Below are 24,090 nucleotides of genomic sequence, written 5' to 3'. Positions count from 1 at the left end.
TACATCGCTGTTTGTATGATGCGCTACGACCATTGATGTCGCCGCCCCCACTGACGCGGTGGCCCTCAATATCGGCGAGTCCAAGTATCGCTCGTCACTGACCAGTCATGACACGCTCCAAACGTCGTCGACGCCGCGTGAGCTACTCGCAGGACTGTTCGTCCACCTTTTCTCGGAGCTCGGCCGCTGCCCGCTCGAAGTGTTCCGCGAGGAATGGCGTTCCCGACATCGCTCGCTCATCGAGGAATAGGACGGACTCTGTGACCGTGTCGGCATCGCGTTCCGTGGCCACGACACAGTCGACGTACCCGTTGAGTGCCCGTCTGAACGCACTCGTGAAGTGGTCGTATGCGCCGTCGACGCGCTCCATGTTGTCGTCGAGCGACTCGATAAGTGCCCGGTAGACGCTCATCGTCGATCCGTACTGTCCCTGCTTGCGGTACTCGTTCGCGAGATCGAACCACTGTGTGAAGTCGATCGGCTTGAAAACAACGTCGTACTCAGGGTTCGTCTCCTCAAACCGCCGATCAATCGAGGTGCGAAGTTCGTTGACCGACCGCTTCATTGACCCACCGGAATGGGCGAGAAACCGATCGCGGAGGCCCGCATCGGTCACGAGTTCTTCACGCAGAAACGCACGGATCTCGTTGATGTCGGCACCGTTGAGTGCAGCGTCGAGTCGATCGCCTTCGTCTGGGGGACGGTCGTCAACACACTGAAGCAACACGGCGACGACGTGCTTGCACGTTCCCGGCCCGTCATACGGACAGTCGCACCACGGGGCAAACCCGTCGGCGGCGAGGTCAACACGGACATCGTACTGACAGCTGCCGCTTACGACGGCGGTTACGGTGGTGTCGACGCGGTGAATCTCATCGACACGGCCCTCAGCAAGATATCGTTCGCCGCGCTCGAAAACCGCATCCGTGCAGACATCCCGAACCATGTCCTCGGTTACGTCCATGTGCGTGGACAGTGTTCCAGCGCGAATGGGAAAAATCGATACGTCGCTCTCGCCTCTGCTCCAGATCGGAACATTCTCACTCTGAGGGAAGCCGCGATACGGCACTGTCTAGTTAAGACCGTTTGAGAAGCGGTCAGTCGTTGGTTTCAGTACCTATTATTAACCAAGAACTGCTCAGAGAGACGCTGGAGACGGAGAATATTGAATGTTGGGAGCGTGAACGGACGGCGACGTCCGTCAGGAGGGTCGCCGTCCGACTCCGCGCGACCGGTTGTTCGCTTCGAGAGACAAAAAATATTCTTCGGCTGTTCGGCGTAGGACACTCGTATCAATCGATCTTTCAGTGGATCTATAGGATATTTGGTATCTTTGGCGACCCGCCTGAGGTGCAGCCGAATTGGGACTCCGTTGACAAAACCGCTATCAAGATCAACGGTGAATGGTCTTGGTTGTACGCTGCAATTGACATCGGTACGAAGTGATTCTCGACATCCAGTTGTTCGGACTCCATGGTACCGAACCGACTGCTGCGTTTCTGCATGGACTCCGTGAGAAACACGATCTCTCGGACGCGGTATTTCTCGTCGATCAGTTCGGTTATCGGACTGCCCTTGATCGATTAAGATTGAATGGTCGGGTCAACTATACCGGCCGGAATCTCATCGAAACGTGGTTCCACACGTTCACAATGCCCATTAACCGTTTCCATAATTCGTGGGTGGGCAGTCGGGCGAGCGTTCGAGAGTGGCTTGAATAATTCGTGCATTACTACACTTATCAGAGACCCCGTCAATCGCTCGACGGAAAGACACCAGTCGAGGAGGTGCTAAACTATAGTAGCAACTGAAACGATTTACACACTGATCGCAACGCAGTCGTACGATCAGGTGTGCAATGACTTTCAGTTGCTACTATAGACAGTTCCTCTCTAACCAACCGTCGAGTTGTGACGAGGAGAGTGGCGCTGGATCAGTCATCGCCTGCCGCCTCGACACTGGTTTCACCGAGGTCGACTTTGGATTCGGTGAGATCGCTTTCGCGCCACGTGCCACGTCGATACCATGCGTAGGCGATGATCGCTCCCGCAATGTTCGAGATGGCGAATGACAGCCAGATACCACGTTCTCCGAGCGGGCCCGCAGTGATCCACGCGATCGGAAAGCGAACAACACCAAGCGTCAGCACCGAAATCGCCGCTGCAGTGAGTGTCTTTCCGGCACCACGGAAACTGCCCGTGTACGCCCGCATAATGCCCATGAACCCGAACGTCAGCGCGACGTACCGGATGAACTCCGTACCAATAGTGACTACTTGGGTTGCGTTCGCTTGGTCGGCACCGACGAACGCCGAGACGATGGGTTCTGGGAACAGGAAGGCGACGATTCCTGCGACCGTAAGGATACCGAAAAGCGCTTTCGCAGCTATCCCCGCCGCTTGTTCGGCTCGGTCCGATTTAGCAGCCCCTACGTTCTGGCCGGTCATCGTTTCAACGCCACGAGCGACGGCGAGAGCAGGGAGGAAGGCAACCGAGAAGACGCGCGTACCGATACCGTACGCAGCCACGACCGTGTCCGGGAACATCGCAACGATGACCAACAGCAAGTTCATCGAGACCGCTCGGCCAGTTCCCTCGATGGACGCCGGCAAGCCGATACGAACGAGGCGGCGGAGATACGAGAGGTCAGGGACCATATCATGGAGATTGATTTGGATACCACGGTTCCCGCGGAACATAATTGCTAGACCGACGACCAGTGCGAGCGCACGTGAGAACACGGTGGCGATGGCCGCGCCCTGGATGCCGAGCTCCGGGAACGAGAGCGTACCGACGAGCGGGGCGTTCTCGACGATCGTCCAGCCGAAGATCAGGAACGGATCGATGATAATGTTGAGTACTACCGATCCGAACATGACGAGCATCGGCGTGATCGTGTCGCCGTACCCTCGCATAAGTGCGACGAATACAGCGAACCCGAACATAAATAGCAGGCCGAGAGAAACGACTTCCATATAGCTGGTCGCCAGCGGCAGCACATCCTGTGAGGCGCCCAGCAGGCTGAGGAACGTGTCGACGCCGACGTAGCCGACGCCGCCGAGAATGACTGCGGCGATAGCGGCGAACGTCACCGTCTGCGAGGCGGCGTACTCGGCTTCGCGTTCTTCGTCCGCACCGGTAAACTGTGCGACGAGGACGCTGCCAGCGACGGAGATTCCCATCCCGAGCGAGATGAGCAGGAAGACCATCGGGAACGCGAAGCTGATCGCTGCCAGGGCATCCGTGTTATACTGGCCGAGCCAGAACGTGTCCGCGAGGTTATACGCCGTCTGGAAGAGGTTCGTCACGACGATCGGCATCGACAAGAAAAACAGGGGCTTGCCGATGCTCCCCGCGGTGAGGTCGAACTCCTCGGGCCCCTTAAACAGGGAACGAATGCGACTTCGAACTCCCATTACTGAGTTGCCTCCGATAGCTCGTCTGCGAGAAGATGTCTCTCAGCGTATTGTGCGATCGCTTCGTAGGACCCTTCGGAGGAATGATTGCTGGCTACACGCCGCATATGTGCTCCCGTGATAGCCGCCATAAGGAACTCGGCAGCGACGGCTGGCTCAACCGTTTCATCGAACTCACCCGTCTCGACACCAGCCGCGATAATCTCCCGTGCCCGTTCGAAGAAAATGTCCTCGAATTTGGTAAGTCGCATCCGAATAGCGTCGTTGTACGGCGCTTGCGCTGTCACTTCGAGTAGCGCGGTTTGGAACTCTTGGGCAGGCGCAACTCCTTCGTCAGTGAGAGCGGTTTCGAGGAACGTATCGAGTTGTTCACGCGGCGTGCCACCGTCGACTGCTGGAAGTTGCGCAGTGTATCGTTCGTACAGAAAGTCGAGAAACTCGATGAAGAGGTTCTCTTTGCTGTCGTAGTAGTAGTGGATGACCGCTTTACTCCTGTCTGCCTCGTCAGCGATGTCTTTGAGAGTGAGATCGGCGTATCCGTGCCGGCAGAGGGCCCGATACGTCGCCTCGAGAATTTCAGTAGCTGTATCATCGTCCATGTCGGTACGTACGTGCACTTACTAACTAATCAGTCAAAAGCGTTTGGCACGCAACGCTCTCAAGAGTGACCATCGGTTTTCATCCATATCGACGCCGACATCGACACCCACACGAAGCGATACTATCTAACGAGTGGGTCAAAACTATTATCTACGGCCCACATCAGTTCCCGTACGATGGCCGATACGTCGACAGAGGCCGACCCCGATGAGGAAATCATGCGCGCGACGTACCGCGCGCTTCGTGAGCACGGCTACGCCGACCTCACGATCCAGCGTATCGCCGATGAATACGGGAAGTCGACCGCTGCGATCCACTACCACTACGACACTAAGGACGACCTGCTGACAGCATTTTTGGACTTCATTCTCGATCAGTTCAAAGACACCATTCACGAGGTCGAGACAACGGACCCCGAGCAGCGACTCGAGTTGCTACTCAACAAACTGCTCGTCGATCCCACTGATCATCAAGATCTTCTCATCGCCATGCTGGAGATGCGGAGTCAAGTGCCGTACAACGATCAGTTCCGTGAGCGGTTTCGGGAAAACGACGAGTACGTTCAGTACCTGCTCCGCACGGTGATCGACCACGGGATCAAGACAGGCGTGTTTGACGATGTCGACACTGACCATGTGGCCCAGGCGCTCATGATACTCGTCGACGGCGCGCGGACACGAGCGGTTGTGTTCGACGACGAAGATTCCCTCGAGACAGCAAGACGGACTGCAGCGGAGTACGTGGCTGCCACGCTGGTCACTGATAACTGAGTCCGAGCCGTGAGCCAGTCGAACGATTCTTATTGGTCGTTCTCCTCTCCGAGTCGATCCCGATCGCTGTCGTCGATCGGCTCCGTACACCACTGGCAGAACTCGAGGTCGGAATCGAGTTCCTTGCCGCAGTGAGGACAGGGGATCGACTCCGCCGTGTCAGGATCGACCGCGCTTGGAACACGCTGGGAGTGTGCGAGTAGGTACGCGTCCAGGATGCTGAGGCCGATGACGAGGAACAGCGGTGCGACAACCACCGCGTCCGCAAAGCCACCGTTTCCGGTCACAAACGCGTCGGCCGCAGTCGGATCGACGAACAGTGCGGTCACGACGAACGAGGCAGCGAGCCATCCGAGCGCGCGGCGCCACCGCCGAAGGTAGAGGTGGCCGAGACCGGTAGCGAGTATCGCGAGTAACACCGCGAGCCACGGCCGTTTCTGCGATGTGGTCCGGTTCACACACCTGACTAATCGATCAGTAAGTATAAGGCTTCTCCTGGCAGTGGTGGCCAATCACGTTCAGTTGTCTCCCACGCCGTGTGATAGGCTCCCGTTGGAATCCGTGTCCGCCCGACGGGCTGGAACGCAAGCGACGCAATCGCGATCTCTAGTCTATCAGTTGCAAGACCTCTCGCTGTACAGAGCCGTTTTCACGACGACTCATATCGACAGACACTGCCGATCGCTCGGCAGTAGCCGACCGCGACCCGCATCGTCGGCTCTCTGTCAGTGATTCATTGCCTCCCCGAGAGGTTGATAGTGCGGAAGCATCGGATGGGGCAGATGGATACCGAGCGCCATTAACCCATGTGCCAACAGGACATACCCGAGTATAAGAAAGACGATTCCGAGAAGGCGATGGAGTCGCTGGCGATGGATCGCGTCAACGGACTCGATGAGTGTTCCATACACGAAGACGGCTGGAATCGTTCCGATTCCAAGCGTCCCTAACGCGAGAAATCCGGCAACGGCAGAGCCGGTGGCGAACGCGAACAGGTATGCTGGATATAGAATGGGGCAGGGCAACAACCCGTGAAGCGCACCGAGGCCGATGATTCCGGGGCTGTTCACGTATCGGTCGACGCGAACAGCGATCCAGTTCGTTACCCGCTGAACACCCGGAATTCCGACTCCGGAAACCCCTCCGAGGAGGTATTTCACACCCGCTGTGATGATAAATACGCCGATCAGAACACCAACACTCCCACGAACGAGATCCGCGAGCATTGTCAACTGAGCCGTCGTAACGAACACGAACCCACCAAACGCGCCGAACGCCCCGCCGATAAGCGCGTAACTGAGTGTCCGACCAAGGTTGAACAGGGCATGTTGGCGAACCTCATATGTGGTCAGATGCCCGCGCTGAGTTAGAGTCGCTGTCGTCGCTGCCCCACCATCCGGACGTGGAGTCATTCGCTCGGCATACATCGTCACTAACGGTCCACACATTCCAATACAGTGTGCTCCACCGAGTACCCCGATGGCAAGAAAAAGGATCACGTCCACACGTAGGAGCGACTCAAGCATAGCAGGTTGTTTATCCGTTCAGGACACATCCTATTGCTAATTCTGGTCCAGTTACCGAAAGCAAACTGGACAGGTGGCTCTAACATTGTTTTGAATTGAGCTGAACTCACTCTCTCAGATATTCAATGTGGTCTCGTGTCTGACGTGTCCTCTGACTCCTAGGAATAGATCGAACCGTAGGGCAAACTCGTCCGAAGCCGACTGAGTCACTTCTGTTCGGACAGCAGGGGTCGGGTTGAATTCGTGACGACTAGCAGACTGCTTCCAGCCATCGCGAGTGCTGCAAAAAGTGGGTTCAGGAGATTCATAATGGCCAGTGGGATCGCGATTGCGTTGTAGCAAAACGCCCACGCGATATTGCCCTTCACGCGTCGGTTCGTCGCTCGAGCGAGTTCGAAGACCGTATCGACGGATGCGAGATCGTCATCGACGAGGGCGACGTCCGCGGCATCAGCAGCCATCGCAGTACCACCACCCAGAGCGATTCCGAGATCAGCAGCAGCCAACGCCGGTGCATCGTTGGTCCCATCCCCGACCATCACCGTTCGTCCCGTTTTATTGAACCGCTTGACGGTCTCCGCTTTCCCTTCCGGAGGAACACCCGCGAACACGTCATCGACGGCGGCGTGTTCCCGAAACTGCTGTGCCGCCTGCGCGTCATCGCCAGTGAGCACGACGACGTCCTTCCCGTCGTCCGCGATCGATGCCACCGTCTCATCCCAGGCCGTTCGTAACTCATCACCGACGACGATAACGCCTTCAGCGGTCCCGTTACAACCGACAGCGACCGGAATCCGTCCTGTTTCACGGCTGTTAGTGATTCGATTGGCGATGTCCGCAGGGACGTCCCAGCCCTGATCGCGGAACAAGTCCGGATGGCCGACAATGATATCGTCCCCGTCGACGATACCCCTTACTCCGTTCCGGTAGCTGTCAAAAGCGTCAACGCGACCGTCCTTGGCAGTGGCGTCCGATGCGGACTCGCTCGGGTCATCGTCGGCGACCGATCGTTCAGCGGCGATGGCGTTCCCGACCGGGTGCGACGAGCGCTCCTCAAGGAGTGACGCTTTCTCGAGCAACTCCGTCTCGAGGACGGTCTCAGTGACAGTCATTTCACCCGTCGTCAGCGTGCCCGTCTTGTCAAAGATCACCGTATCTGCATCACGGATTCGCTCGAAGATGCTATCATCGAAGATGACGATCGACCGTGCTAATGCGTCGCGGATCCCCGCAGCGACTGCAAGCGGCGTCGCCAACCCGAGTGCACAAGGACAAGAGACGATCAACACCGTGAGTCCGATGAGCAGGGAGGAGACGCCATTACCGAGAAGGAGATTTATCCCTGTAACAATAACTGCGAGAGCAAGCACAACCGGCACGAAGATCGTCGCCAGTTTGTCCGCGAGTTTCTGAATACCGTGGGAGTCGCTCTGGAGATCCCAGACGAGTTCGGAAATTCGATCGAGACTACTCATCGCGTCTTCTCCAACGCGGACAGTCACCGCACCGTCCGTCACCATCGAACAGCCGACGACGGCATCGCCCGCCGTCTTTCGGACGGGAAGGGACTCACCGGTGACAACTGCTTCGTCAACGGCTGCGTCGCCGTCGACGATCCGTCCGTCGACAGGAATCCGTTCTCCAGACCGGACTAACACATGATCATCGGCTTCGAGATCATCGACTGTGACGTCTTCGTACTCCCCATCTTCACGGACCCGACGGGCCTCGTTGACTTGGATAGACGTCAGGTCGGTGAGGCGCTCGGTCGCCTCTTGTTTGATCGATGATTCATAATAGTTTCCAACGGTGACGATAACGATGATCGCGACGGTCACGTCGTAGTAGATGTGCGTGTCGCCGAACACAATCGAGAGCGTACTGTACAGGTACGCGCTTACGGCCGCAATTGCGACGAGCAGGTCCATATTCGGTGACCGTGTCCGAACGCTGACGTACGCACCCTGTAAGATCGGCTTTCCGGTCACGGCCAGGATAATCGTCGTAAGCGCCGCGATGACGACGTAAAAAGGTGTGGCGACGGAACTCGCGAGTGCGCTTTCGAAAAACTCCGTGACCTGCTCACCGTAAAACAGGCCGCCAAAGTACGTCGGATAGATAATAACGAGGTACTGTAGCATTACGGACATCCCCATGAGGACGCCAACCGCAACCCGTCCCATCTCCCAATTGTTCGCTCTCCGGCGGCTAAACGTATCGTCACGCGAGTAGGCACTATAGCCGAGTCCGCTGATCTCGTCCTGAAGGGTTGCCGTCGAGATACGATCCGGATCGTGATCGATTCGAACCGTATCAGTCACATAACTCGAATTGGCAGCACTGACGCCGTCGATCGCGGTCGCAGCCGATTCGATGAATGCCTCGCAGGTCGCACAGTGCATCCCGTCGACTTCGAGAAACGTTGTTTCATGATCCTGCGGGACCTCTTGATCAGTCCGTGACGTATCCTGTGCCCGGTGAACGTCTTCGGTGTCGATATCGTCGATATCACCAAGGGAATTGTAGACATCTCGACAGCCGGTACAGCAAAAGTAATTTCCGTTCTCTACGATCGTGCTCCCGCTAACGGGGAGCTCACAGAGCGTGCAGTCGGGTTCCGATGTCGTATGATCAGACATTCACTAGCTACTGTTGGGAGTCGATATGATTTGCTGTGTCTCGATGCCACCATGACTTTTCGCCATGATCGCTTGCCGAAGGCTAAGCGGTCTAGATTACCGGCAGCCGTTTAACACTTTTATGATATTCCAAAGACCAGCCGTTCTCCGTTGATGAGCAGAATCAGAAAGGCAGCGGCGAGTTCGCCCAGGGTTCCAAACAGCGATTGAAATCCAACGCCGCCAACGAAAACTCGAGGGAGTCACACACAATCTGTGTAGACGTCCGACTCTGGAATGGCTGACTTCTAATTCGCTTCTGTGGGCTCTGGTGAATCACCAGCCGGCATCGGCTTCCGGTGTGAGATTACCCAACTGCGAGACTCCCTTGGATAAAACTCGACTCCATCCCAGTATACTTTATATGAGGATAGTGAAATAAACCAATGATGGCGATACCTGGTTGGCTCTGGCCTGATGATCGGTCCAGTACTGGGAGTACTCAGGGGCCTCGTAAATCCCTCGGTGCCTCGGAGATCGAGCATGCGACCAGCGTCTTTTCGGTCCTCTCGAGTCCGATCCGACTGCAGATTCTCGTTACGCTTCACGAGCGATCCGTCCCGGTTTCTTACACCGAACTCCGAGAGTCGGCCTCAGTCGATGATAAGGGAAAATTCAATTATCACCTCCGCAGGCTAGATCATCTCGTTTGTGTCCAGGATGGTGAGTACATGTTGACGGACCGAGGTGGGGAGTTCATACAGGAAGCTCTGTATAATGGTTTAATACTCGATAATGAGTAAACATGCTCGAAAGGAGAAATATATTTCTCCGAACCTTTAGACGAGTTCGGCTTCTTACTGACCCGTGACTATGTTGGTTTCAACTACCAGCAAGTGGGATCTATCATGGAGGAGAAAAAATGAGTGATGGAACTGCTGATTCGGCACAGCACTCGGAGCAATCGGAAGACCCCTCCGTGGAATTTTCACTTGGTGGTGTACAAGACGGCTTTATTGGGTGTGTGCCGATTGCCCTCGGCGTGGCTGGATACGGTGTCGTCTTTGGCGTTCTTGCTCGCCAAGCCGGATTAAGCGTTGCCGAAGCAGCGTTCATGAGTGCAACTGTTCTCGCAGGAGCAGCTCAGTTAATCGCGATTAAGCTATGGGAAACGCCGATTCCAGTAGTTGCCGTCATTGGGACGACGTTCATCGTCAATCTACGTTACGTGCTAATGGGTGCAGCGTTACGTCCCTGGTTTCGCCAACTCTCTCCGCTGAAAGCGTATGGCAGTGTCTTCTTCACGGCAGACGAGAATTGGGCCCTTACTATGGGGAAGCTCAAATCCGGGAGTCGACAGGGAGCATATCTCCTCGGGAGTGGGCTCGCCATCTGGTCGTTCTGGATCATTGCGACGGTCATTGGGGCAATCGCCGGCGATGTGATCGGTGAGCCGTCACAGTACGGGCTTGACTTCGTTCTTACAGCTGTCTTCATCGCGATTGCAGTTGGACTCTGGGACGGAAAGTCGAGTCTACTACCGTGGACAACCGCCTTCGGGGTCGCCGTTCTCAGTGCACAGTATCTGCCCGGCCGTTGGTACATCCTCCTCGGAGGGGTCGTCGGCAGTCTCGTGGGGGTGATTCGCTTTGATGGGTAGCCTCCATCTCGATCCGTTCGTTGTCGCTGTTATAGTCGGGATGAGCGCAGCTACCTATGTGACAAAAGCAGGTGGATTGTGGCTTCTGGGCCGTATCAATATCTCGGACCGGACTGAAGCCGGACTTGAGATGCTACCCGGTGCGATTATCATCTCGATTCTTGGCCCCGAATTGACTAGTGGCGGTCCTGCGGAATGGGGTGCTGCTGCCGTGGTACTTCTAGTGATGTGGCGAAGCGAGAACGTGCTTGTTGCACTCCTCTGTGGTGTCGCGGCCGTTCTACTATTCAGGAGCTTCATCTAAAAATAAGCTCCCGTCGCCGAACCTATCAGGGACCTCGAGAGCGAAACGGCACCCAGGACTGGATGAGGAAGTCGGCGGAGACGACCACTAAGCACATCTAGCCGTTGTATTAATTATTAAAACAATAAATTAAAGTGCTATAGATAAATACTATAGAAAAATGATAACAATAACAGAGATCGAAGCGATACCGGTTCGGCTTGATATACGCTCCCTCTCGGAACCACTCGGCATCGCTCCCTACGTAACGACGTACACCGAGTTCTACAACATGGAACGGGTACTCATCCGACTCGATACCGACGGCGACATCACCGGGTGGGGTGAGATGCGCTCGACCCTCTCGACTCACTCTACAAAGGCGGTCATCGAAACTGATGTTGCGGATAAACTCGTCGGTGAGCCCGTCTCGGCTGTCGAGTCGCTTCCCGAGCGGTTCGACTCGTTCCAGTACTTCGACATCGATCCCTTCCTCGGTGGCGTGGAAATGGCAATGTGGGACGCGTGGGGCCAATACCTCGGACAGCCACTCTACAGGCTCCTTGGTGGGAAAGTCCGCGAGGAGATTGATGTCTCGTTCTGTCTCGGCGTACTGGAACCCGAGGAGTCACGTGAGCACGCCCGTGAGGCTCTCGAGCACGGGTTCGACGTGCTGAAGACCAAGGCAGGCCGCGACTGGCGAACGGACGTCGAGCGCATCGTGGCCATGCACGACGAGGTCAACGGCCAACTGGAGTTCCGACTCGACCCCAACGAGGGGTGGACTACCGAGGAGGCCGTCAGGGTCGCTGCTTCGCTCGAAGACGAGGGGATCTACCTCCAGTACCTCGAGCAGCCGATGCGCATCGACAACTTCGGATCATTTAAGCGCTTGCGTGAGCGGCTCCGGACACCGATTGCCGCCAATGAGGACATGTATTTCCGACACAACCTGCTTGAACTCATCAAGCAAGACGCCATCGACGCGGGTGTCATCGATATGGTTCCCGCGGGCGGACTGCAGGCCGCCAAGCGACTTGCGGGCATCGCTGGCGATGCCGGACTTTCGCTGTCTCATCACTGCGCGTTCGACCTCGGTATAAAATCCGCCGCCCTGGCGCATCTCGTCGCCACGACGCCGGCTATTAATCTGCCTCCGGATAGTGTCTACTACGCTTGGGACGACCACGTTATCGAAGAACCGTTCGACTTGTCGGACGGGTCGCTACCAGTACCTGAGAAGCCGGGTCTCGGCGTTACCGTCGACGTATCCGATGTCGAAGAGCACCGGACCGACCGGTAGATCAGCTCTTCCCCATCTTTCCACTTCAAAAAGATTGAAATATAATGGGGGTGATTGAAACGTATGGGTGACGATGGTCCATACTCGGACTGTTTCTACAACTTCGAGCGGGAGGTAGACGAAGATGAGTGCGTCACGTTCGTCACGTCGTTGCTCGATGTCGATTCCGATCGTGTTCGGAGGCTGTACAGTGAGATCCGAACCGATGAGACGTTTCACGACGCCATCGAGGCCGGATTGACTGAGACTGATGTCAGACCCGACGAACTCGGACCCAACTGGCGGGATATCCTCTACGTTCTCGTCCGTCTCCGAACGCCCGAGACCGTGGTCGAGACCGGTGTCTTCGACGGGCTGAGTTCGGCATACCTCCTCCGAGCACTTGACGTGAACGGGGAGGGGACGCTAGTCTCCATCGACATTGAGGACCCTGAAATCCTGCCGAGCGATATCGAGGACCCGACGCCGGGCTGGACGGTACCCGATGACTTACGATCCTACTGGGACCTCAGGATCGGCGACGCCCGCGAACTCCTCCCCGAAGTCGCAGCCGAGACCACGATCGAGTTGTTCCTCCACGACTCGAACCACGATGCCGACCACATGGCGTTTGAATTCGCTACTGCTGCCGAAGGGATGGTACCTCATGCGATACTGCTCGCGGACAACGTCGCGTACAACGATGCGTTCGCGAACTTCGCCGAAGACAACCTCCGGAACGTCTCGAAACTCACTAACGCGAAGAAGTCCCTTCAGCGTGACGGCGGCGTCGTTCGGAACGACAAGTTAGGTGCTGGACTAATCAGATGAGTCTCTAGCCGATGCGTCTCAACGCTTGACCATCGAGGCGTCCCACTCGTGGCTGAGGTAGCCGTATCGGTGGCGGTGCCAATACTCACCGTCTACGAACCGGCTCTCCCGGAGCACCCCCTCGTGTTCGAACCCGAGTTTTTCGAGGACACGACGCGACGGCTCGTTGAACTCCCGCACATCGGCCCGGACCTTGTGGAGTCGCAATTGCTTGAATGCGTACTGCACCAGTAACCGGATCCCCTCGGTTGCGTGGCCCTGTCCCTGCTTGTCAGCGTCGACCCAGTAGCTGATGGCGGCCGTACCGTGTGTATGATTCACGTCATGGAGCGAGATGTACCCGACGCGGGTATCCGTGGTGGCAATGACGAACTGGTAGTCGCGTTCTTCGGTGTGGTCGTCACGCAATTGCTCGGTGTTTGTCGGGCCGTCGCCGAGCATTGCTCGGCGGATCTGTCGGTCGTTGACATTGTCTCGTAAGAAGTCGAGGTCGCTCTCTTCGACCGTCTTTAGGTGGACTCCTTCGCCATCGAGGAACGTGGAGCCTGGGAGATTACCCGTCATTGCTCTTCGAGTGCCTCGGTAACTCGATCGACGAATTCGTCGGGTTCAATCTCGTACACCGTGTAGCCGTTTGGACTCCGGTACCGGCCGATGGTCGTCACCGTTTCGCCGTCGATTCGAACCTCCCAGTCGTCTTGATACGAGGCGTTCCGACCCACGAACCGGACGGCCACCTCGAGTTTGGTTTCCAGCGTCTCGACAACGGTGCGCTTGAGCGTCCCGTCGGCGAACCGCGGTGGCCGGTACGCTCGAAGGTCGTGAGCCTCAAACTCCCTGACAGCAGCCGCCCACCAGTCGGGAAGCGAGGATAGTTCAACGTCACCGTAGGGATCGTCGTCCTCACCGGGATTCCGATGCGCGATAGCCTCGACGGTGATGGATGTGCCTCGGGACATCATCACGGTCAGAGCGTCACGTAGAGGTCGCCGCCCTCCTCGACGATTTCGTAGGTTGGTACTCGATACTCGTCGGGTCGAGCGAGGTTGTGGCCCGATTTGATATCAAACTCCCAGCCGTGCCACGGGCAGCAGACGAACTCGCCATCGCGCTCGTAGCTGAGTTCGCCATCTTCGTCTTCAACGACCTCTCCGGTTAGTCGCCCTTCGCAGGCGGGGCCGCTTTGATGGACGCAGTAGTTGAGGAGTCCGTAGTACTCCCCCTCGAGGTTGAAGACCGCTATTTCACGTTCCTCGATGTCCACGATAACGTGTTCGCTCTCGTCGAGTTCGTCCACGGTCGTAACGAAGTGTTTTCGTGTCCCGCTCATAGGTCGAATACGTTCGAAGCAGTCCGGCCGTAGATGTTCTGTATCTCGTCGTCGTCGAATTCGGTGCGGAGCGAACTCAACAGTGTGTCAGTGTAGTCGAAATCGTAGTGGGGATAGTCGGTCGAAAACATGAGATTCTCGGCACCGTCGAACATTCGAATGGTGTGACAGAGGTACTCGGGATCATCAATGCCTTCTGTCGGTTGGCTGGTGAAGAAGAACTGGTCGCGTATGTAGTCGCTCGGGCGCTTCTCCAGTAGGGGTGCGTCGTTTTGCTTCTTGCTGTACTCGTTGTCGTAACGCCGCATGAAGTATGGAATCCAGCCGATTCCCGACTCTTGAATGACGAAATCGAGGTCGGGGAACCGGACGGGAATGCCGTTCGTGAGCATCGTTGAGATGTGCCACATCTGCTCAGCGGAGTGGTAGGGAACGTGGACCTCAATGTAGCGTTTCGTGCCGCGCCATTGGATGGGGTAGTTACCGACAATGCCGGTCGCAGCATTGTGGATCATCACTGGGAGTCCGGCATTCTCGGCAGCGTCGTAGATGGGGAAGTATTGTTCGCGACCAAGTGGCGGGTGGACGCCACCGCCAGGAATCATCACGGCCTTTATCCGGGATTCATCGACCAGCCGATCGATCTCCTCGGCCGACTTCTCGGGCTTTTGGGGCGTCACAACCATCGCACCATGGTACCCCTCGTCGAGGATCGTATCGAGCAACCAGTTATTATAGGCGGTCATGAACCCCGCTGCAAGTTCGTCGTGGTGGACCAATCCGAGTCGGAGGTTCAGTCCGGGCGTGAGGATGGCGTCGTCGAGGGTGAGGAGTTCCATCGCTCGTTCAACGTCTTCGGGACTCCGAACGTCATCGGTCTCCGCTCGACCGGTATCGGTCGGCGTGAGATGGCCTGCGGAGGGGTACAACTGGCTTAGATATCCGCCCTCTACCTGTCCCCGTTTCCCCTGATTGTTGACATCGAGGATTTTGTTGAATGGTTCTTCGAGATATGGTAGGATGTCGTCTTGCTGTTCCGTCAGGTGGAGGTCGGTGTCTACGACTGGGTGGAGGTCATTTACCGAGGAGATTGCTTGTTTCTTCGCTCCCATATTTTCCATATACTATCCAAATAGATAAATTTAATTCCTCTATTAGATGTTTGAGAAGGAGTGACCGAGTCGAATCCAGGGGGGATGACGTAGTTGCGGCTCGCCGATCTGGTCGACATCGGTCGAACAGACGGCGGACACTCCGTAGTGTCAGAACTATGATCTCTGTCGGTATCGACCTTCGATACGTCTGAACTCACGTGGAGTTCTGGTTTTACGAATGTACGATTACTTCGTTGATTCCAGTACTATCATCGATTCTGCTTCGGTCCGGGTTAGTAGGCGACTATTGTGCTCTTCTCAGCCCCTTCATCGAACAACCGACTCGTAATACGTGCGTGCTTCCCTCAGAAACACATCGATAGAGGGGTGTCTAGTTTCTCATCTCGGAACACATCGATAGAGGGGTCTGGCTCAGTTTTCCCCTGTCACTCCTCTCTGAATCTACTGGCTCGTTCGATCACTCCGATTCGGAAAACAACTCGCCGACGTACTGGTCTTCCCACTCTCGACGAGCCTCGAGTTCGCGCCGGCCCCGAGCGGTGATCGTGTAGTAGTTCGTTCGCTGGTCGAGTTCGCCCTTCTCGACGAGGCCCTTGTCGACGACTTCGTCGAGGTTGGGGTAGAGTCGTCCGTGGTGGATCTCCTTCTCGTAGTAGTCCTCGAGTTCTTCCTTGATCGCGAGTCCGTGTGGGTCGTCCTGTCCTGCGATCGTGTACAGCAGGTCGCGCTGGAAGCCGGTGAGATCGTACATATCGGACTTTCTGGTTACCGGCAGATAAGGATTCCGAGACCAGACGACAGAAAGAATATAGCGAATGGAACTCGCGTTCGGTCACCTATCGGCGTTCGAAGATCCGTCGAGAGAAGCCTCGAGCGGGTCTGTAAGCGCTATCGATCACGAAGCAGTGAGCCCCGACATACCCGCACTGGTAGAGCGGACTGTCTGACGGATTGCTGGCGGTTATGACGGCGTATCGACTGTGTTACGGCTCGTGGGTTGCAGGACGGCTCACCGACCACGCCCTGTTGTGATCGTTCAATAGATCACTACAGCAACAAATTTGTGAGACCGGTCACAACAGTGAGTCGGAAAGGACGAGAGACGGTTACAGCGATCCCTCGACGGTGGCCGCGTCCGTTTGGTCGAGCGTTTCGAGATACGCTTCGGTGTCCAACGCCGCCATGCTACCGGTGCCGGCGGCGGTAATCGCCTGTCGATACCGGGGATCGGCTCCGTCTCCGGCGGCGAAGACGCCCGCGACCTGCGTTTCGGTCGTCGGCCGGCCAGCGGCGTCCGACCGAGGGCGGAGATATCCGCGCTCGTCCCGTTCCACGTCGGTTCCCGCGAGGAACTCGGTGTTCGGCGTGTGACCGATCGCATAGAACACGCCGCCGACGTCGACGGTTTCCCGCACGATATCGTCGTCGGGATCGGCTTTGTCGCTGGGATGGCCGTCGGGGTGTGAGACGAGAGTCGCGCCGGTGACGCCCTCCTCCCGTGAGCCGTGAAGGGCCTCGAGTTCCGTGTTCCAGCGGAATTCGATGGCGTCGTGGTCGCGGGCTCGAGCAGCCATGATTTCGGACGCACGCAGCTCCTCGCGGCGGTGAACGATCGTTACGTTGTCGGCAAACTTCGCGAGGAAGAGCGCCTCTTCCATCGCGCTGTCGCCGCCGCCGATGACGAGAACGTCGTCGCCGCGGTGGAACGCGCCGTCACAGGTCGCACACGTCGAGAGGCCGTAGCCCATCAGTTCGTCCTCGCCGTCGGCACCGATCCAGCGAGCGCTCGCGCCGCTCGCGACGATCAGCGTCCGCGTTCGCAGGGTCTCCCCGTCGGAGAGTTCGAGTTCGAACGGGCGCTCCGCGAGCGTCGCGTTCTCGACCGTCCCGTGCGTGAATTCGGCCCCGAACCGCTCGGCTTGCTCCTTTCCGTTCTCGATCAACTCCATCCCACCGATACCGTCGGGGAAGCCCAGGTAGTTCTCGATGTCGGTCGTCAGCGTCAGCTGGCCGCCCGGTTCGGGTCCTTCGAGCACCAGCGGCTCGAGGTCGGCCCGTGCGGCGTAGACGGCCGCCGAGAGGCCGGCAATGCCGGAGCCGATGATCACGACGTCGCGAACGGTCGCATCAGGTGGCCCGTTCATTCAGTGTATCCCTCGATCAGGTCGCGGAGTCGGTCCGCCGGCAGCACGCCGGTGTGTTGTTCGACCTGTTCGCCGTCCGCGAAGAGGGCGAGCGTCGGGACGCCACGAACGCCGAAGGCTCCCGCGAGCTGCTGATGTTCGTCGACGTCGACTTTCGCGATCACGGCAGCCGTCTCGCCGGCCAGTCCCTCGAGAACCGGCTCGAGCATCTGACAGGGGCCACACCAGTCGGCGTAGAAGTCCACGAGGACGACGTCGTGCGCTGCCGTGACGTCCTCGAGGTGGGTCTCGCTCTCGATGGTGACCGGTTCGTCGATCGACCCTCCGGGAGTCCCGCTGTGTGCATCAGTTGCCATCACGTCACCGTAGGAGCCACCGCCGTTTAAATGTTTGCGTATATTGCACAATACAACCACTCGGATCACAACTCGATTATCGGCGGATACCGATCGATGTACATCATAAGGCGACTTCAATCCGGGTTTTCGACTCAACTCGAGTCCCCACCGACGCAATCGGGGCACCGGATTCACGACCGGATGTGTGGAGTACACCAACTACTGCTTGCCAGGTCCGGTCGTCTCTGTGGAGTCGCAGACGGTACAGTAACCCGCTCGAAATACCTCGTCCGTGTTCCGACGTGGTCGTCGACCTCGAGTCCCCGCCGCCGGGTCCGCCTCGGAGCGTCTCGAGCGCGACGCAATGCGGGTCGGGAAGCGACTGTTCGTCGACGAGTCGCGCCCGGTTTCAGTACCCCGCTCGAGTTCGGCAAGCGCCCGCTCCGGTCCCGAATTTCGCCGAGGACGTGGATCGGAGACGCGGCGCGAACTTGCCGGTGCTACCCCAACGATCACCTTCTTCCGGAGTGATCGGACGGTATGTCCTATACGCACCAGACGCGTGTCCACGGCGAGTTCGACGACGTCGTTTCGACGACGATCGACGCCCTCGAGGACGAGGGGTTCGGCGTTCTCTGTGATATCGACGTTCAGGAGACGCTACAGCAGAAACTCGACGCGGACTTCCGACAGTACCGGATTCTGGGCGCGTGCAATCCGGGGTTGGCCCACCAAGGACTCGAGGACGACCTCGACCTCGGGACCTTACTCCCCTGCAACGTCGTCGTCTACGACGATGACGACGGTATCGTCGTCAGTGCGGTCGACGCTCAGCGACTGATCGGCGTCGCCGACGACGACGCGCTCGACCCGATCGGCGAGGATGCCTCCGAGCGCTTCGAGCGCGTCCTCGAGTCCCTGTAGCACCGCGTTCCGACCAGCGTACAGCAGATCGGTCGCTGCTCGTGTCCGATCCGCTTCCTGGTCGTTATCGGCGGCGAGTCAGGCCGCGCAGTTGTTCGGGCCGAGTTCGAGGTCCGTCGCTTCGGACTCGTCTTCGGGCGGCTCCGTTCCCGTGTTGATTTCGATCACGCGCTCGTAGTTCGGCGGTTTGTCGGGGGCGTTCTCGACTACCCGCGCTACGAACTCGTCTTCGTCCAGTCCGAGCAGCTCGAGGTCGTCGCGGAGGTCGCCCAGTCGAGCGCCGATCGGATCGCCCGGCGAGCCGACCTCGTATCGGTTGTCCGCCGTGACCGACACGTGTCCCGGGAGGATTTGCGTCTCGTCCGGCAATTCGAGGATCGTCCCGTGGATCGCGTCGTAGAGCAGTTCGGCGCCACTCGCCGCCTCGTCGTCGCCGAATTGCAGCTCCGTTCGACCGACGGACTCGACGAACAGCGTGTCGCCGGTTAGCAGCGCCTCGCCGTCGACGAGATAGTTGACCATCTCGGTCGTATGTCCCGGGGTATGGAGCGTTTCGATCTCGACCTCGCCGAGTTGGATCCTCTCGCCGTCGGTCAGTGGCTCGTAATCGTACCCGACACCCCGTTCCCTGGCCTTAGCGCCGAGATGGTAGGGGACGTCCAGCTCCGCCGCCAGTTTCGGTCCGCCCGAGATGTGGTCGGCGTGGACGTGCGTATCGAGGACGCGTTCGATCGTGAGTCCGGCCTCCTCGGCGACGATCTTGAACTGATCCGTTTGTCTGGTCGGATCGACGACCACCGCCGATGCGGCACGGGTCGATCCGACGACGTAGCCGAGACACCCCTTCGCCCGTCGCTGCAGTTGACGGACGACGAGGTCGTCGGGTTCGGTCTCGAGGGGAACGACCTCGTGGATCTTGCTCCAGTCTTCCATGCCGCCTTTCACGACGGACACGTCGTCGTAGCCGTGGTGCTCGAGTTCGAAGCCAAACGGCGTCGAGGTAAGCCCCTTTCCGCAGATCGCGACGATCGGCTCGCCGTCCCTGGTCGCCGCGATGTGCTCGAGGTCCGCGTCCGCGAACCCGTCCCCCGGACTGAACGGAACGTTCACGGCGCCGTGGATCCGCCAGCCCTCGTAACTGTCCTCTGGGCGCGTATCGACGAGCGTGAACGGCTCGTTCGAGTCGATCATCTCGGCGAGCCGGTCGGGTTGGATCTGGTTCACCATTGGACTTTTCTTACAATATTAGCTGTGACAAGGGCGCGGATAGTTCTCCTCCCTGCACAGGCACCCCGGCTACGAGTATCGCTTTCGATCGTCCTCGAAAAGCCGTCGTCGGCCGTCACGGGTCGTGTGTTGCAGGATGCGACGACGGACCGGATGGAGGGAATCGAACCATCGACGGGCGTATTCCGTACTGCTCCGGATTCCCTGTGAAACCTCCGGGGCGAGTATCCGTCGTGACCGCCCGCAATATATCTTCGAACAGTAAACATATCTTATATACTCAGAGGCTCTCTCTAGAGCTGGTGAACCGAACCATGCAAAAAAACGTCGGCGGATTTGACCGCGGCATCCGGGTCGTCGTTGGCCCACTCCTCGTCCTCATCGGTATCGCGGCTCTCGGCGGGTTGCTCTCCCTGACGGCGGGATCGCTCGGACTCGCTCTCGCAGTGATCGCTCTCGTCAGTGGCGCGGTGCTGACTACCACCGCAGTCACCCGGAAATGTCCCATAAACGCCCGTCTCAGTATCGATACGTCTCGAGGCGGAGTCGACTCCGGTTCTGCGGCCGGCCGGGACGAAAACCGCAGGGCTGGGCGACTGAGCTGAGATCACCCACACGATTTTTGCACGGGATTCGGACGGTGCCTCGGGCATCGCGAACGGGAGACCGATCAGCATCGTTCTCACCCGATTGAACGTACGGTTCGCCGGAACGGGGTACTTTCTATTTCGCTATCGTCCGCGACAGTATGCAGGGCTTGCGCTGGCTTCGAATGAGCGCGGATGAGAGAAACGAATTCCTCGGCCGAGGCGGAACGGGCGTCATTTCCTTCGCTACGGAACCGGACGAACCGCCCGTCTCGATACCCGTGTCCTACGGATACAGTGCGGAGGTCGAGCGGTTCTACTACCGACTCTCCTTCCCACAGGACAGCAGAAAGGACGACCTCGTAGACAGGCACGTCTCCTTCGTTACACACCGCGAGACCGACGACGGCTGGCGAAGCGTCGTCGTCACCGGACAGCTCTCGGCAATTTCCGATGCGCCGTACGAATCCGCCGAAATACAGGGGATGTGGTCGATCGAAATCCCCCTCGTCGACATTTTCGAGCGACCGCCGAGGGAAACGACGTTCCGGTATTTCAGCCTCGAGCCTGCGACCATGACGGGACGGAAAGAAACGAAGACCGACCCGTAGCGACGGAACACGGCGCGAAGACCGCCAGACGGGGTAGAAGCCTGACGACGAGAGCACCGGTCGATGTCATACTGAGGGCTGGCCCGGATCGACGTCACCGATGTTACGACGAACATTGGCCTACGCCCAGAACGACGCGTTCCCCAGGCAGTAGAGAAACGCCACCCAACCTGTGAAGAGACCGGCGATTATCACCAGAAAATCCGCCAACTTCGTCCCGAAAACGAAGTCGTATCCAATACCGATCGTCAGAAGAACCAATGCACTGCCGATCAAAATATGGCACCGACGTTCTGTCTGCGGGTCCATACACCGCTCTATCACGTTTCGACACAAATAGTGTCCTTGCGAACGTGCTGTCTGTCAGCGATTTCGACACGATTCGAGGTGGAATCTCCGACCTCACGGAGCGATCGTAGCGGGCGAGTCGGTCGGTGAGGACAGCGAGGTGCTCACGGTCCGACCGTCGTGTTCACGGTTCGCCGTCCGGAACCATCCAGACTCGACCCCCTCAAACCCCACAGATCTATTGATTCGTGGGCTGTACGGACCCTATGCGACCGATACGTACCCTGCTGTTCGGAGCTGGTGGCTTGCTGGCACTGTGGATCGGCTGGGGGGCGTACGTCAGCCACACGACCGAACGCGTTCCGTCGGAGACACTGGCGCGCTTCGACGGCATCGAGGTTCGTCGCTATCCGCGGTCGGTCCTCGCCGAAACGACGGCTCCGGACGACGGAACGGCGTTCAGACGCCTCTTTCGCTACATCTCGGGGGCGAACGCACGTAGCGAAGACATAGCAATGACCGCACCGGTGACGACCCGCGGCGAGTCGATTTCGATGACCGCACCCGTCCGAACGGATTCCGAGAGCGACGACGTGCGGATGGCCTTCTACCTCCCCTCGACGTACACGCCCGACACCGCCCCGACACCGACTGCCTCCGACGTTCGACTCGTCGTCGAACCGCCGCGAACGACCGCGGTGCGCCGCTTCTCGTGGTACGCGACGGACAAGCGCGTCGACCGGGAGCGGAGCCGACTACTCGAGCAACTCTCGCAGCGAGGGATCGAGGTGCGCGGCGAGCCGACGCTGCTCCAGTACAACGATCCGTGGACGCCGCCGTTCATGCGAACGAACGAGCTCGAAGTCGCTCTCGAGGACGTCCCGGCGCGGGTTCGTCATGCGACGTCGTAATCCGGGTCGGTCCGTCACCGAACGATCGTTACCGGGACCGGGGCTCGCCGCGCGACGGTTTCGGCCACGCTGCCGAGCAAAACCCGGGCGACGCCGGAGCGACCGTGGCTCCCCATGACGATGTGGTCGACGTCGTTCTCCGCGGCGAACTCGAGGATCGTTCGGGCGGTCGGGCCGGTTTCGACCGCGGTTTCGAGGGCGGTCGTCTCGAGACTCCCTGCGTCGTCGGCTCGGTCGCGTGCCTGCTCGCCGAGTGCTTTGCCGCGTTCGACGGCCCGGTCGTGGGTTTGCGCGTCGTAATAGCCGCCGCCTCCGTAATCGCTGTATACCCCTTCCATCGGGTCGACGACGTGTACCGTCGTGATCGTCGCTCCGTCGTGATTCGAAACCGCGTGGTCGAATGCGGCCCAGGAGTGGGGTGAGCCGTCGATCGGGACGAGTACGTGCGTTCCCATACCGGGGACACGTCCCGATCGTACAAGAACCTCGCCCGGACTCAGCGAGACGATCGGTGCTCGCTCGGACCAGTGATTTCGGTCGTCGACCGTCCGGCTCGCTTCGAGAACCGCTTCGTACCGTACTTCTCAGGACGCTTCCGTCGGTCACGGAATCCCCAGGCGCTCGGATCGCGACGGGGACCCAGCCCGTCGCTCACGCGGTTAACACTGGCCGGTCCGCCGAGCGAACGATGCGTTCGGCTGCGCTGCCGATCCGTTCGGTCCGCGCGTGGCTCTGGCCCTGATAGCCGATCACGACGAGATCGGCATCGAGTTCGTCAGCGGCCCTGAGCGTTTCTTCCCAGGGGCGACCGTGGCAGACATCCCATGTACACTCGATGCCGGCGTTGTCCGCGCGGTCGCTCAACTCCTTGAGCATCGCCTGCCCCTGTTCCTCGAGTTGGTTGAGTACGATCGCCGTACTACTCAATGCCGGCTCCCCGTACCGGTGGGTCTCCACGCAGTACAGGGCGTGCACGCTCGCGTCGTATCGATCTGCGATCGCCAGGGCGTGTTCGACGGCGCGGTTCGCGGGAGCGCTCCCGTCGGTCGGAACGAGAATCGTGTCGTACATCGAACCACGCTGACACACACCGGAGCCGGTGATATACCTTTTACCGCGACCGCTGATACGTTCCGATCAGGCCGTGATCACCGGTCGGTCGGTGTTCCGAACGACTCGTTCGGCGATGCTGCCGAGTTGCTGGTCGGGGCCAGACCCGAGTCCGCGGTTGCCGAGCACGACGAGGTCGGCCCCGATAGCCGCGGCATAGGCGTCGATTTCCTCGGCCGGCCGTCCCCGCCGTATTTCGGACGTGATGTCGGTGTCCGATCGCGCGGCGACATCGTCGAGGATCCCTTCGCCCCGTTGCTCGAGGTCGTCGAGAGCGCCATCGGATTCGGACAGTACCGCCTGCCCGTACCGCGTCGTATCGACGACGTAGATCGCGTGGAAGTCGGTGTCGAACGACGAGGCGAGATCGATCGCGTGTTCGATCGCGCGGTTTGCGGCGTCACTTCCGTCCGTTGCCGCGAGGATCGTATCGTACATCGTCGTCAGTCCCCCACACTAGGGCCGACTATATAGCTTACAGCGGGCAACGACCGTCCACTCCGCACCCGTTCCTTCCGAT

28 protein-coding genes and 1 pseudogene are annotated in these 24,090 nt (G+C 58.7%); 11 read left to right on the top strand and 18 right to left on the bottom strand.

Annotation, left to right across the window (positions count from 1 at the left end):
• Positions 1–142: 142 nt before the first annotated feature.
• Positions 143–964 carry an SWIM zinc finger family protein gene (locus ALTAJ2_RS17180; RefSeq protein ID WP_007107543.1) on the bottom strand — a complete coding sequence of 274 codons (822 nt, stop codon included), beginning with the start codon at positions 962–964 and terminating at the stop codon, positions 143–145.
• A gap of 155 nt (positions 965–1,119) precedes the next feature.
• Between ALTAJ2_RS17180 and ALTAJ2_RS18890 the strand changes: the two are divergent.
• Positions 1,120–1,811 (top strand): annotated as a pseudogene (locus ALTAJ2_RS18890) (IS6 family transposase).
• A gap of 122 nt (positions 1,812–1,933) precedes the next feature.
• On the opposite strand, the gene ALTAJ2_RS17175 reads toward ALTAJ2_RS18890, so the two are convergent.
• Entirely contained in the window at positions 1,934–3,415 is a 1,482-nt protein-coding gene (locus tag ALTAJ2_RS17175; protein ID WP_007107544.1) for an MATE family efflux transporter, read from the bottom strand.
• On the bottom strand, positions 3,415–4,014 hold the full coding sequence (locus tag ALTAJ2_RS17170) for a TetR/AcrR family transcriptional regulator (protein WP_007107545.1): 600 nt from the start codon (positions 4,012–4,014) through the stop codon (positions 3,415–3,417). The genes ALTAJ2_RS17175 and ALTAJ2_RS17170 overlap by 1 nt, the downstream gene beginning before the upstream one ends.
• 177 nt (positions 4,015–4,191) lie before the next feature.
• Between ALTAJ2_RS17170 and ALTAJ2_RS17165 the strand changes: the two genes are divergently transcribed.
• Positions 4,192–4,785: a TetR/AcrR family transcriptional regulator gene (locus ALTAJ2_RS17165; protein ID WP_007107546.1), complete on the top strand. Its 594-nt coding sequence runs from the start codon at positions 4,192–4,194 to the stop codon at positions 4,783–4,785.
• A 29-nt stretch (positions 4,786–4,814) separates the two neighbouring features.
• Here ALTAJ2_RS17165 and ALTAJ2_RS17160 read toward each other — a convergent pair whose 3' ends face one another.
• From ALTAJ2_RS17160 to ALTAJ2_RS17150, 3 genes are all read right to left on the bottom strand, one after another.
• Positions 4,815–5,243, bottom strand: coding sequence for a DUF7575 domain-containing protein (locus ALTAJ2_RS17160; protein WP_007107547.1), 429 nt, complete (start codon positions 5,241–5,243; stop codon positions 4,815–4,817).
• Between the two features lie 267 nt (positions 5,244–5,510).
• A complete protein-coding gene (locus tag ALTAJ2_RS17155; protein WP_007107548.1) occupies positions 5,511–6,311 on the bottom strand; it encodes a sulfite exporter TauE/SafE family protein in 801 nt (266 codons plus the stop codon).
• A gap of 206 nt (positions 6,312–6,517) precedes the next feature.
• Complete coding sequence (locus tag ALTAJ2_RS17150) at positions 6,518–8,950, bottom strand: heavy metal translocating P-type ATPase (RefSeq protein ID WP_007107549.1); 2,433 nt, start codon at positions 8,948–8,950, stop codon at positions 6,518–6,520.
• Between the two features lie 425 nt (positions 8,951–9,375).
• On the opposite strand from ALTAJ2_RS17150, the gene ALTAJ2_RS20505 reads away from it, so the two are divergent.
• From ALTAJ2_RS20505 to ALTAJ2_RS17130, 5 genes are all read left to right on the top strand, one after another.
• Positions 9,376–9,732, top strand: coding sequence for a DUF7347 domain-containing protein (locus ALTAJ2_RS20505; protein WP_007107550.1), 357 nt, complete (start codon positions 9,376–9,378; stop codon positions 9,730–9,732).
• A gap of 119 nt (positions 9,733–9,851) precedes the next feature.
• Positions 9,852–10,589 (top strand): AzlC family ABC transporter permease, encoded by a 738-nt coding sequence (locus ALTAJ2_RS17145; RefSeq protein WP_049899560.1) that lies wholly within the window; start codon positions 9,852–9,854, stop codon positions 10,587–10,589.
• Complete coding sequence (locus ALTAJ2_RS17140; protein ID WP_007107552.1) at positions 10,582–10,893, top strand: AzlD family protein; 312 nt, start codon at positions 10,582–10,584, stop codon at positions 10,891–10,893. Before ALTAJ2_RS17145 ends, ALTAJ2_RS17140 begins: the two co-directional genes overlap by 8 nt.
• A 163-nt stretch (positions 10,894–11,056) precedes the next feature.
• Positions 11,057–12,175: a mandelate racemase/muconate lactonizing enzyme family protein gene (locus ALTAJ2_RS17135; RefSeq protein ID WP_049899591.1), complete on the top strand. Its 1,119-nt coding sequence runs from the start codon at positions 11,057–11,059 to the stop codon at positions 12,173–12,175.
• A gap of 63 nt (positions 12,176–12,238) precedes the next feature.
• A complete protein-coding gene (locus ALTAJ2_RS17130; RefSeq protein ID WP_007107554.1) occupies positions 12,239–12,985 on the top strand; it encodes a class I SAM-dependent methyltransferase in 747 nt (248 codons plus the stop codon).
• 18 nt (positions 12,986–13,003) lie between these two features.
• Here the strand turns inward: ALTAJ2_RS17130 and ALTAJ2_RS17125 are convergent, their stop codons facing one another.
• The 7 genes from ALTAJ2_RS17125 to trxA all read right to left on the bottom strand — a co-directional run bounded on the left by ALTAJ2_RS17125 (position 13,004) and on the right by trxA (position 17,930).
• Positions 13,004–13,549 (bottom strand): GNAT family N-acetyltransferase, encoded by a 546-nt coding sequence (locus ALTAJ2_RS17125; protein ID WP_007107555.1) that lies wholly within the window; start codon positions 13,547–13,549, stop codon positions 13,004–13,006.
• A complete protein-coding gene (locus tag ALTAJ2_RS17120) occupies positions 13,546–13,944 on the bottom strand; it encodes a hypothetical protein (RefSeq protein ID WP_007107556.1) in 399 nt (132 codons plus the stop codon). Before ALTAJ2_RS17120 ends, ALTAJ2_RS17125 begins: the two co-directional genes overlap by 4 nt.
• Positions 13,945–13,952: 8 nt before the next feature.
• Positions 13,953–14,315: a Rieske (2Fe-2S) protein gene (locus ALTAJ2_RS17115; RefSeq protein ID WP_007107557.1), complete on the bottom strand. Its 363-nt coding sequence runs from the start codon at positions 14,313–14,315 to the stop codon at positions 13,953–13,955.
• A complete protein-coding gene (locus tag ALTAJ2_RS17110) occupies positions 14,312–15,427 on the bottom strand; it encodes an amidohydrolase family protein (RefSeq protein ID WP_007107558.1) in 1,116 nt (371 codons plus the stop codon). Before ALTAJ2_RS17110 ends, ALTAJ2_RS17115 begins: the two co-directional genes overlap by 4 nt.
• A gap of 460 nt (positions 15,428–15,887) precedes the next feature.
• On the bottom strand, positions 15,888–16,181 hold the full coding sequence (locus tag ALTAJ2_RS17105) for a PadR family transcriptional regulator (protein ID WP_007107559.1): 294 nt from the start codon (positions 16,179–16,181) through the stop codon (positions 15,888–15,890).
• A 355-nt stretch (positions 16,182–16,536) separates the two neighbouring features.
• Entirely contained in the window at positions 16,537–17,574 is a 1,038-nt protein-coding gene (locus tag ALTAJ2_RS17100) for an NAD(P)/FAD-dependent oxidoreductase (protein ID WP_007107560.1), read from the bottom strand.
• Positions 17,571–17,930, bottom strand: coding sequence for a thioredoxin (gene trxA / locus ALTAJ2_RS17095; RefSeq protein WP_007107561.1), 360 nt, complete (start codon positions 17,928–17,930; stop codon positions 17,571–17,573). Before trxA ends, ALTAJ2_RS17100 begins: the two co-directional genes overlap by 4 nt.
• 522 nt (positions 17,931–18,452) lie before the next feature.
• Between trxA and ALTAJ2_RS17090 the strand changes: the two genes are divergently transcribed.
• Positions 18,453–18,836 (top strand): DUF302 domain-containing protein, encoded by a 384-nt coding sequence (locus ALTAJ2_RS17090; protein WP_007107562.1) that lies wholly within the window; start codon positions 18,453–18,455, stop codon positions 18,834–18,836.
• Between the two features lie 78 nt (positions 18,837–18,914).
• Here ALTAJ2_RS17090 and ALTAJ2_RS17085 read toward each other — a convergent pair whose 3' ends face one another.
• Positions 18,915–20,063, bottom strand: coding sequence for an MBL fold metallo-hydrolase (locus ALTAJ2_RS17085; RefSeq protein WP_007107563.1), 1,149 nt, complete (start codon positions 20,061–20,063; stop codon positions 18,915–18,917).
• 314 nt (positions 20,064–20,377) lie between these two features.
• Here ALTAJ2_RS17085 and ALTAJ2_RS18880 point away from each other — a divergent pair, with 314 nt between their 5' ends.
• Positions 20,378–20,668, top strand: a complete 291-nt coding sequence (locus ALTAJ2_RS18880; RefSeq protein ID WP_007107564.1) for a YgaP family membrane protein — start codon at positions 20,378–20,380, stop codon at positions 20,666–20,668.
• 143 nt (positions 20,669–20,811) lie between these two features.
• Positions 20,812–21,261: a pyridoxamine 5'-phosphate oxidase family protein gene (locus ALTAJ2_RS17075; RefSeq protein ID WP_007107565.1), complete on the top strand. Its 450-nt coding sequence runs from the start codon at positions 20,812–20,814 to the stop codon at positions 21,259–21,261.
• Between the two features lie 120 nt (positions 21,262–21,381).
• Here the strand turns inward: ALTAJ2_RS17075 and ALTAJ2_RS17070 are convergent, their stop codons facing one another.
• Positions 21,382–21,570 (bottom strand): hypothetical protein, encoded by a 189-nt coding sequence (locus ALTAJ2_RS17070; protein WP_007107566.1) that lies wholly within the window; start codon positions 21,568–21,570, stop codon positions 21,382–21,384.
• Between the two features lie 245 nt (positions 21,571–21,815).
• Here ALTAJ2_RS17070 and ALTAJ2_RS17065 point away from each other — a divergent pair, with 245 nt between their 5' ends.
• Positions 21,816–22,460, top strand: coding sequence for an SOUL family heme-binding protein (locus ALTAJ2_RS17065; protein ID WP_007107567.1), 645 nt, complete (start codon positions 21,816–21,818; stop codon positions 22,458–22,460).
• 14 nt (positions 22,461–22,474) lie between these two features.
• Here the strand turns inward: ALTAJ2_RS17065 and ALTAJ2_RS17060 are convergent, their stop codons facing one another.
• From ALTAJ2_RS17060 to ALTAJ2_RS17050, 3 genes are all read right to left on the bottom strand, one after another.
• A complete protein-coding gene (locus tag ALTAJ2_RS17060; RefSeq protein WP_007107568.1) occupies positions 22,475–22,915 on the bottom strand; it encodes a universal stress protein in 441 nt (146 codons plus the stop codon).
• Between the two features lie 196 nt (positions 22,916–23,111).
• On the bottom strand, positions 23,112–23,531 hold the full coding sequence (locus ALTAJ2_RS17055; protein WP_007107569.1) for a universal stress protein: 420 nt from the start codon (positions 23,529–23,531) through the stop codon (positions 23,112–23,114).
• 66 nt (positions 23,532–23,597) lie between these two features.
• Positions 23,598–24,008, bottom strand: coding sequence for a universal stress protein (locus ALTAJ2_RS17050; RefSeq protein ID WP_007107570.1), 411 nt, complete (start codon positions 24,006–24,008; stop codon positions 23,598–23,600).
• Positions 24,009–24,090 lie beyond the last annotated feature (82 nt).

The sequence above is a fragment of the Natrinema altunense genome (assembly GCF_000731985.1).
GTDB classification, from domain to species: domain Archaea; phylum Halobacteriota; class Halobacteria; order Halobacteriales; family Natrialbaceae; genus Natrinema; species Natrinema altunense.
This window is presented reverse-complemented; position numbering and strand designations above follow the sequence as displayed.

What these genes read in the sequence shown, in the direction of transcription:
- ALTAJ2_RS17180 (WP_007107543.1), bottom strand. Translation starts at nt 964, where the DNA reads ATGGACGTAACCGAGGACATGGTTCGGGATGTCTGCACGGATGCGGTT.
- ALTAJ2_RS17175 (WP_007107544.1), bottom strand. Translation starts at nt 3,415, where the DNA reads ATGGGAGTTCGAAGTCGCATTCGTTCCCTGTTTAAGGGGCCCGAGGAG.
- ALTAJ2_RS17170 (WP_007107545.1), bottom strand. Translation starts at nt 4,014, where the DNA reads ATGGACGATGATACAGCTACTGAAATTCTCGAGGCGACGTATCGGGCC.
- ALTAJ2_RS17165 (WP_007107546.1), top strand. Translation starts at nt 4,192, where the DNA reads ATGGCCGATACGTCGACAGAGGCCGACCCCGATGAGGAAATCATGCGC.
- ALTAJ2_RS17155 (WP_007107548.1), bottom strand. Translation starts at nt 6,311, where the DNA reads ATGCTTGAGTCGCTCCTACGTGTGGACGTGATCCTTTTTCTTGCCATC.
- ALTAJ2_RS17150 (WP_007107549.1), bottom strand. Translation starts at nt 8,950, where the DNA reads ATGTCTGATCATACGACATCGGAACCCGACTGCACGCTCTGTGAGCTC.
- ALTAJ2_RS20505 (WP_007107550.1), top strand. Translation starts at nt 9,376, where the DNA reads ATGATGGCGATACCTGGTTGGCTCTGGCCTGATGATCGGTCCAGTACT.
- ALTAJ2_RS17145 (WP_049899560.1), top strand. Translation starts at nt 9,852, where the DNA reads ATGAGTGATGGAACTGCTGATTCGGCACAGCACTCGGAGCAATCGGAA.
- ALTAJ2_RS17140 (WP_007107552.1), top strand. Translation starts at nt 10,582, where the DNA reads ATGGGTAGCCTCCATCTCGATCCGTTCGTTGTCGCTGTTATAGTCGGG.
- ALTAJ2_RS17130 (WP_007107554.1), top strand. Translation starts at nt 12,239, where the DNA reads ATGGGTGACGATGGTCCATACTCGGACTGTTTCTACAACTTCGAGCGG.
- ALTAJ2_RS17125 (WP_007107555.1), bottom strand. Translation starts at nt 13,549, where the DNA reads ATGACGGGTAATCTCCCAGGCTCCACGTTCCTCGATGGCGAAGGAGTC.
- ALTAJ2_RS17120 (WP_007107556.1), bottom strand. Translation starts at nt 13,944, where the DNA reads ATGTCCCGAGGCACATCCATCACCGTCGAGGCTATCGCGCATCGGAAT.
- ALTAJ2_RS17115 (WP_007107557.1), bottom strand. Translation starts at nt 14,315, where the DNA reads ATGAGCGGGACACGAAAACACTTCGTTACGACCGTGGACGAACTCGAC.
- ALTAJ2_RS17110 (WP_007107558.1), bottom strand. Translation starts at nt 15,427, where the DNA reads ATGGGAGCGAAGAAACAAGCAATCTCCTCGGTAAATGACCTCCACCCA.
- ALTAJ2_RS17105 (WP_007107559.1), bottom strand. Translation starts at nt 16,181, where the DNA reads ATGTACGATCTCACCGGCTTCCAGCGCGACCTGCTGTACACGATCGCA.
- ALTAJ2_RS17100 (WP_007107560.1), bottom strand. Translation starts at nt 17,574, where the DNA reads ATGAACGGGCCACCTGATGCGACCGTTCGCGACGTCGTGATCATCGGC.
- trxA (WP_007107561.1), bottom strand. Translation starts at nt 17,930, where the DNA reads ATGGCAACTGATGCACACAGCGGGACTCCCGGAGGGTCGATCGACGAA.
- ALTAJ2_RS17090 (WP_007107562.1), top strand. Translation starts at nt 18,453, where the DNA reads ATGTCCTATACGCACCAGACGCGTGTCCACGGCGAGTTCGACGACGTC.
- ALTAJ2_RS17085 (WP_007107563.1), bottom strand. Translation starts at nt 20,063, where the DNA reads ATGGTGAACCAGATCCAACCCGACCGGCTCGCCGAGATGATCGACTCG.
- ALTAJ2_RS18880 (WP_007107564.1), top strand. Translation starts at nt 20,378, where the DNA reads ATGCAAAAAAACGTCGGCGGATTTGACCGCGGCATCCGGGTCGTCGTT.
- ALTAJ2_RS17075 (WP_007107565.1), top strand. Translation starts at nt 20,812, where the DNA reads ATGCAGGGCTTGCGCTGGCTTCGAATGAGCGCGGATGAGAGAAACGAA.
- ALTAJ2_RS17070 (WP_007107566.1), bottom strand. Translation starts at nt 21,570, where the DNA reads ATGGACCCGCAGACAGAACGTCGGTGCCATATTTTGATCGGCAGTGCA.
- ALTAJ2_RS17065 (WP_007107567.1), top strand. Translation starts at nt 21,816, where the DNA reads ATGCGACCGATACGTACCCTGCTGTTCGGAGCTGGTGGCTTGCTGGCA.
- ALTAJ2_RS17060 (WP_007107568.1), bottom strand. Translation starts at nt 22,915, where the DNA reads ATGGGAACGCACGTACTCGTCCCGATCGACGGCTCACCCCACTCCTGG.
- ALTAJ2_RS17055 (WP_007107569.1), bottom strand. Translation starts at nt 23,531, where the DNA reads ATGTACGACACGATTCTCGTTCCGACCGACGGGAGCGCTCCCGCGAAC.
- ALTAJ2_RS17050 (WP_007107570.1), bottom strand. Translation starts at nt 24,008, where the DNA reads ATGTACGATACGATCCTCGCGGCAACGGACGGAAGTGACGCCGCAAAC.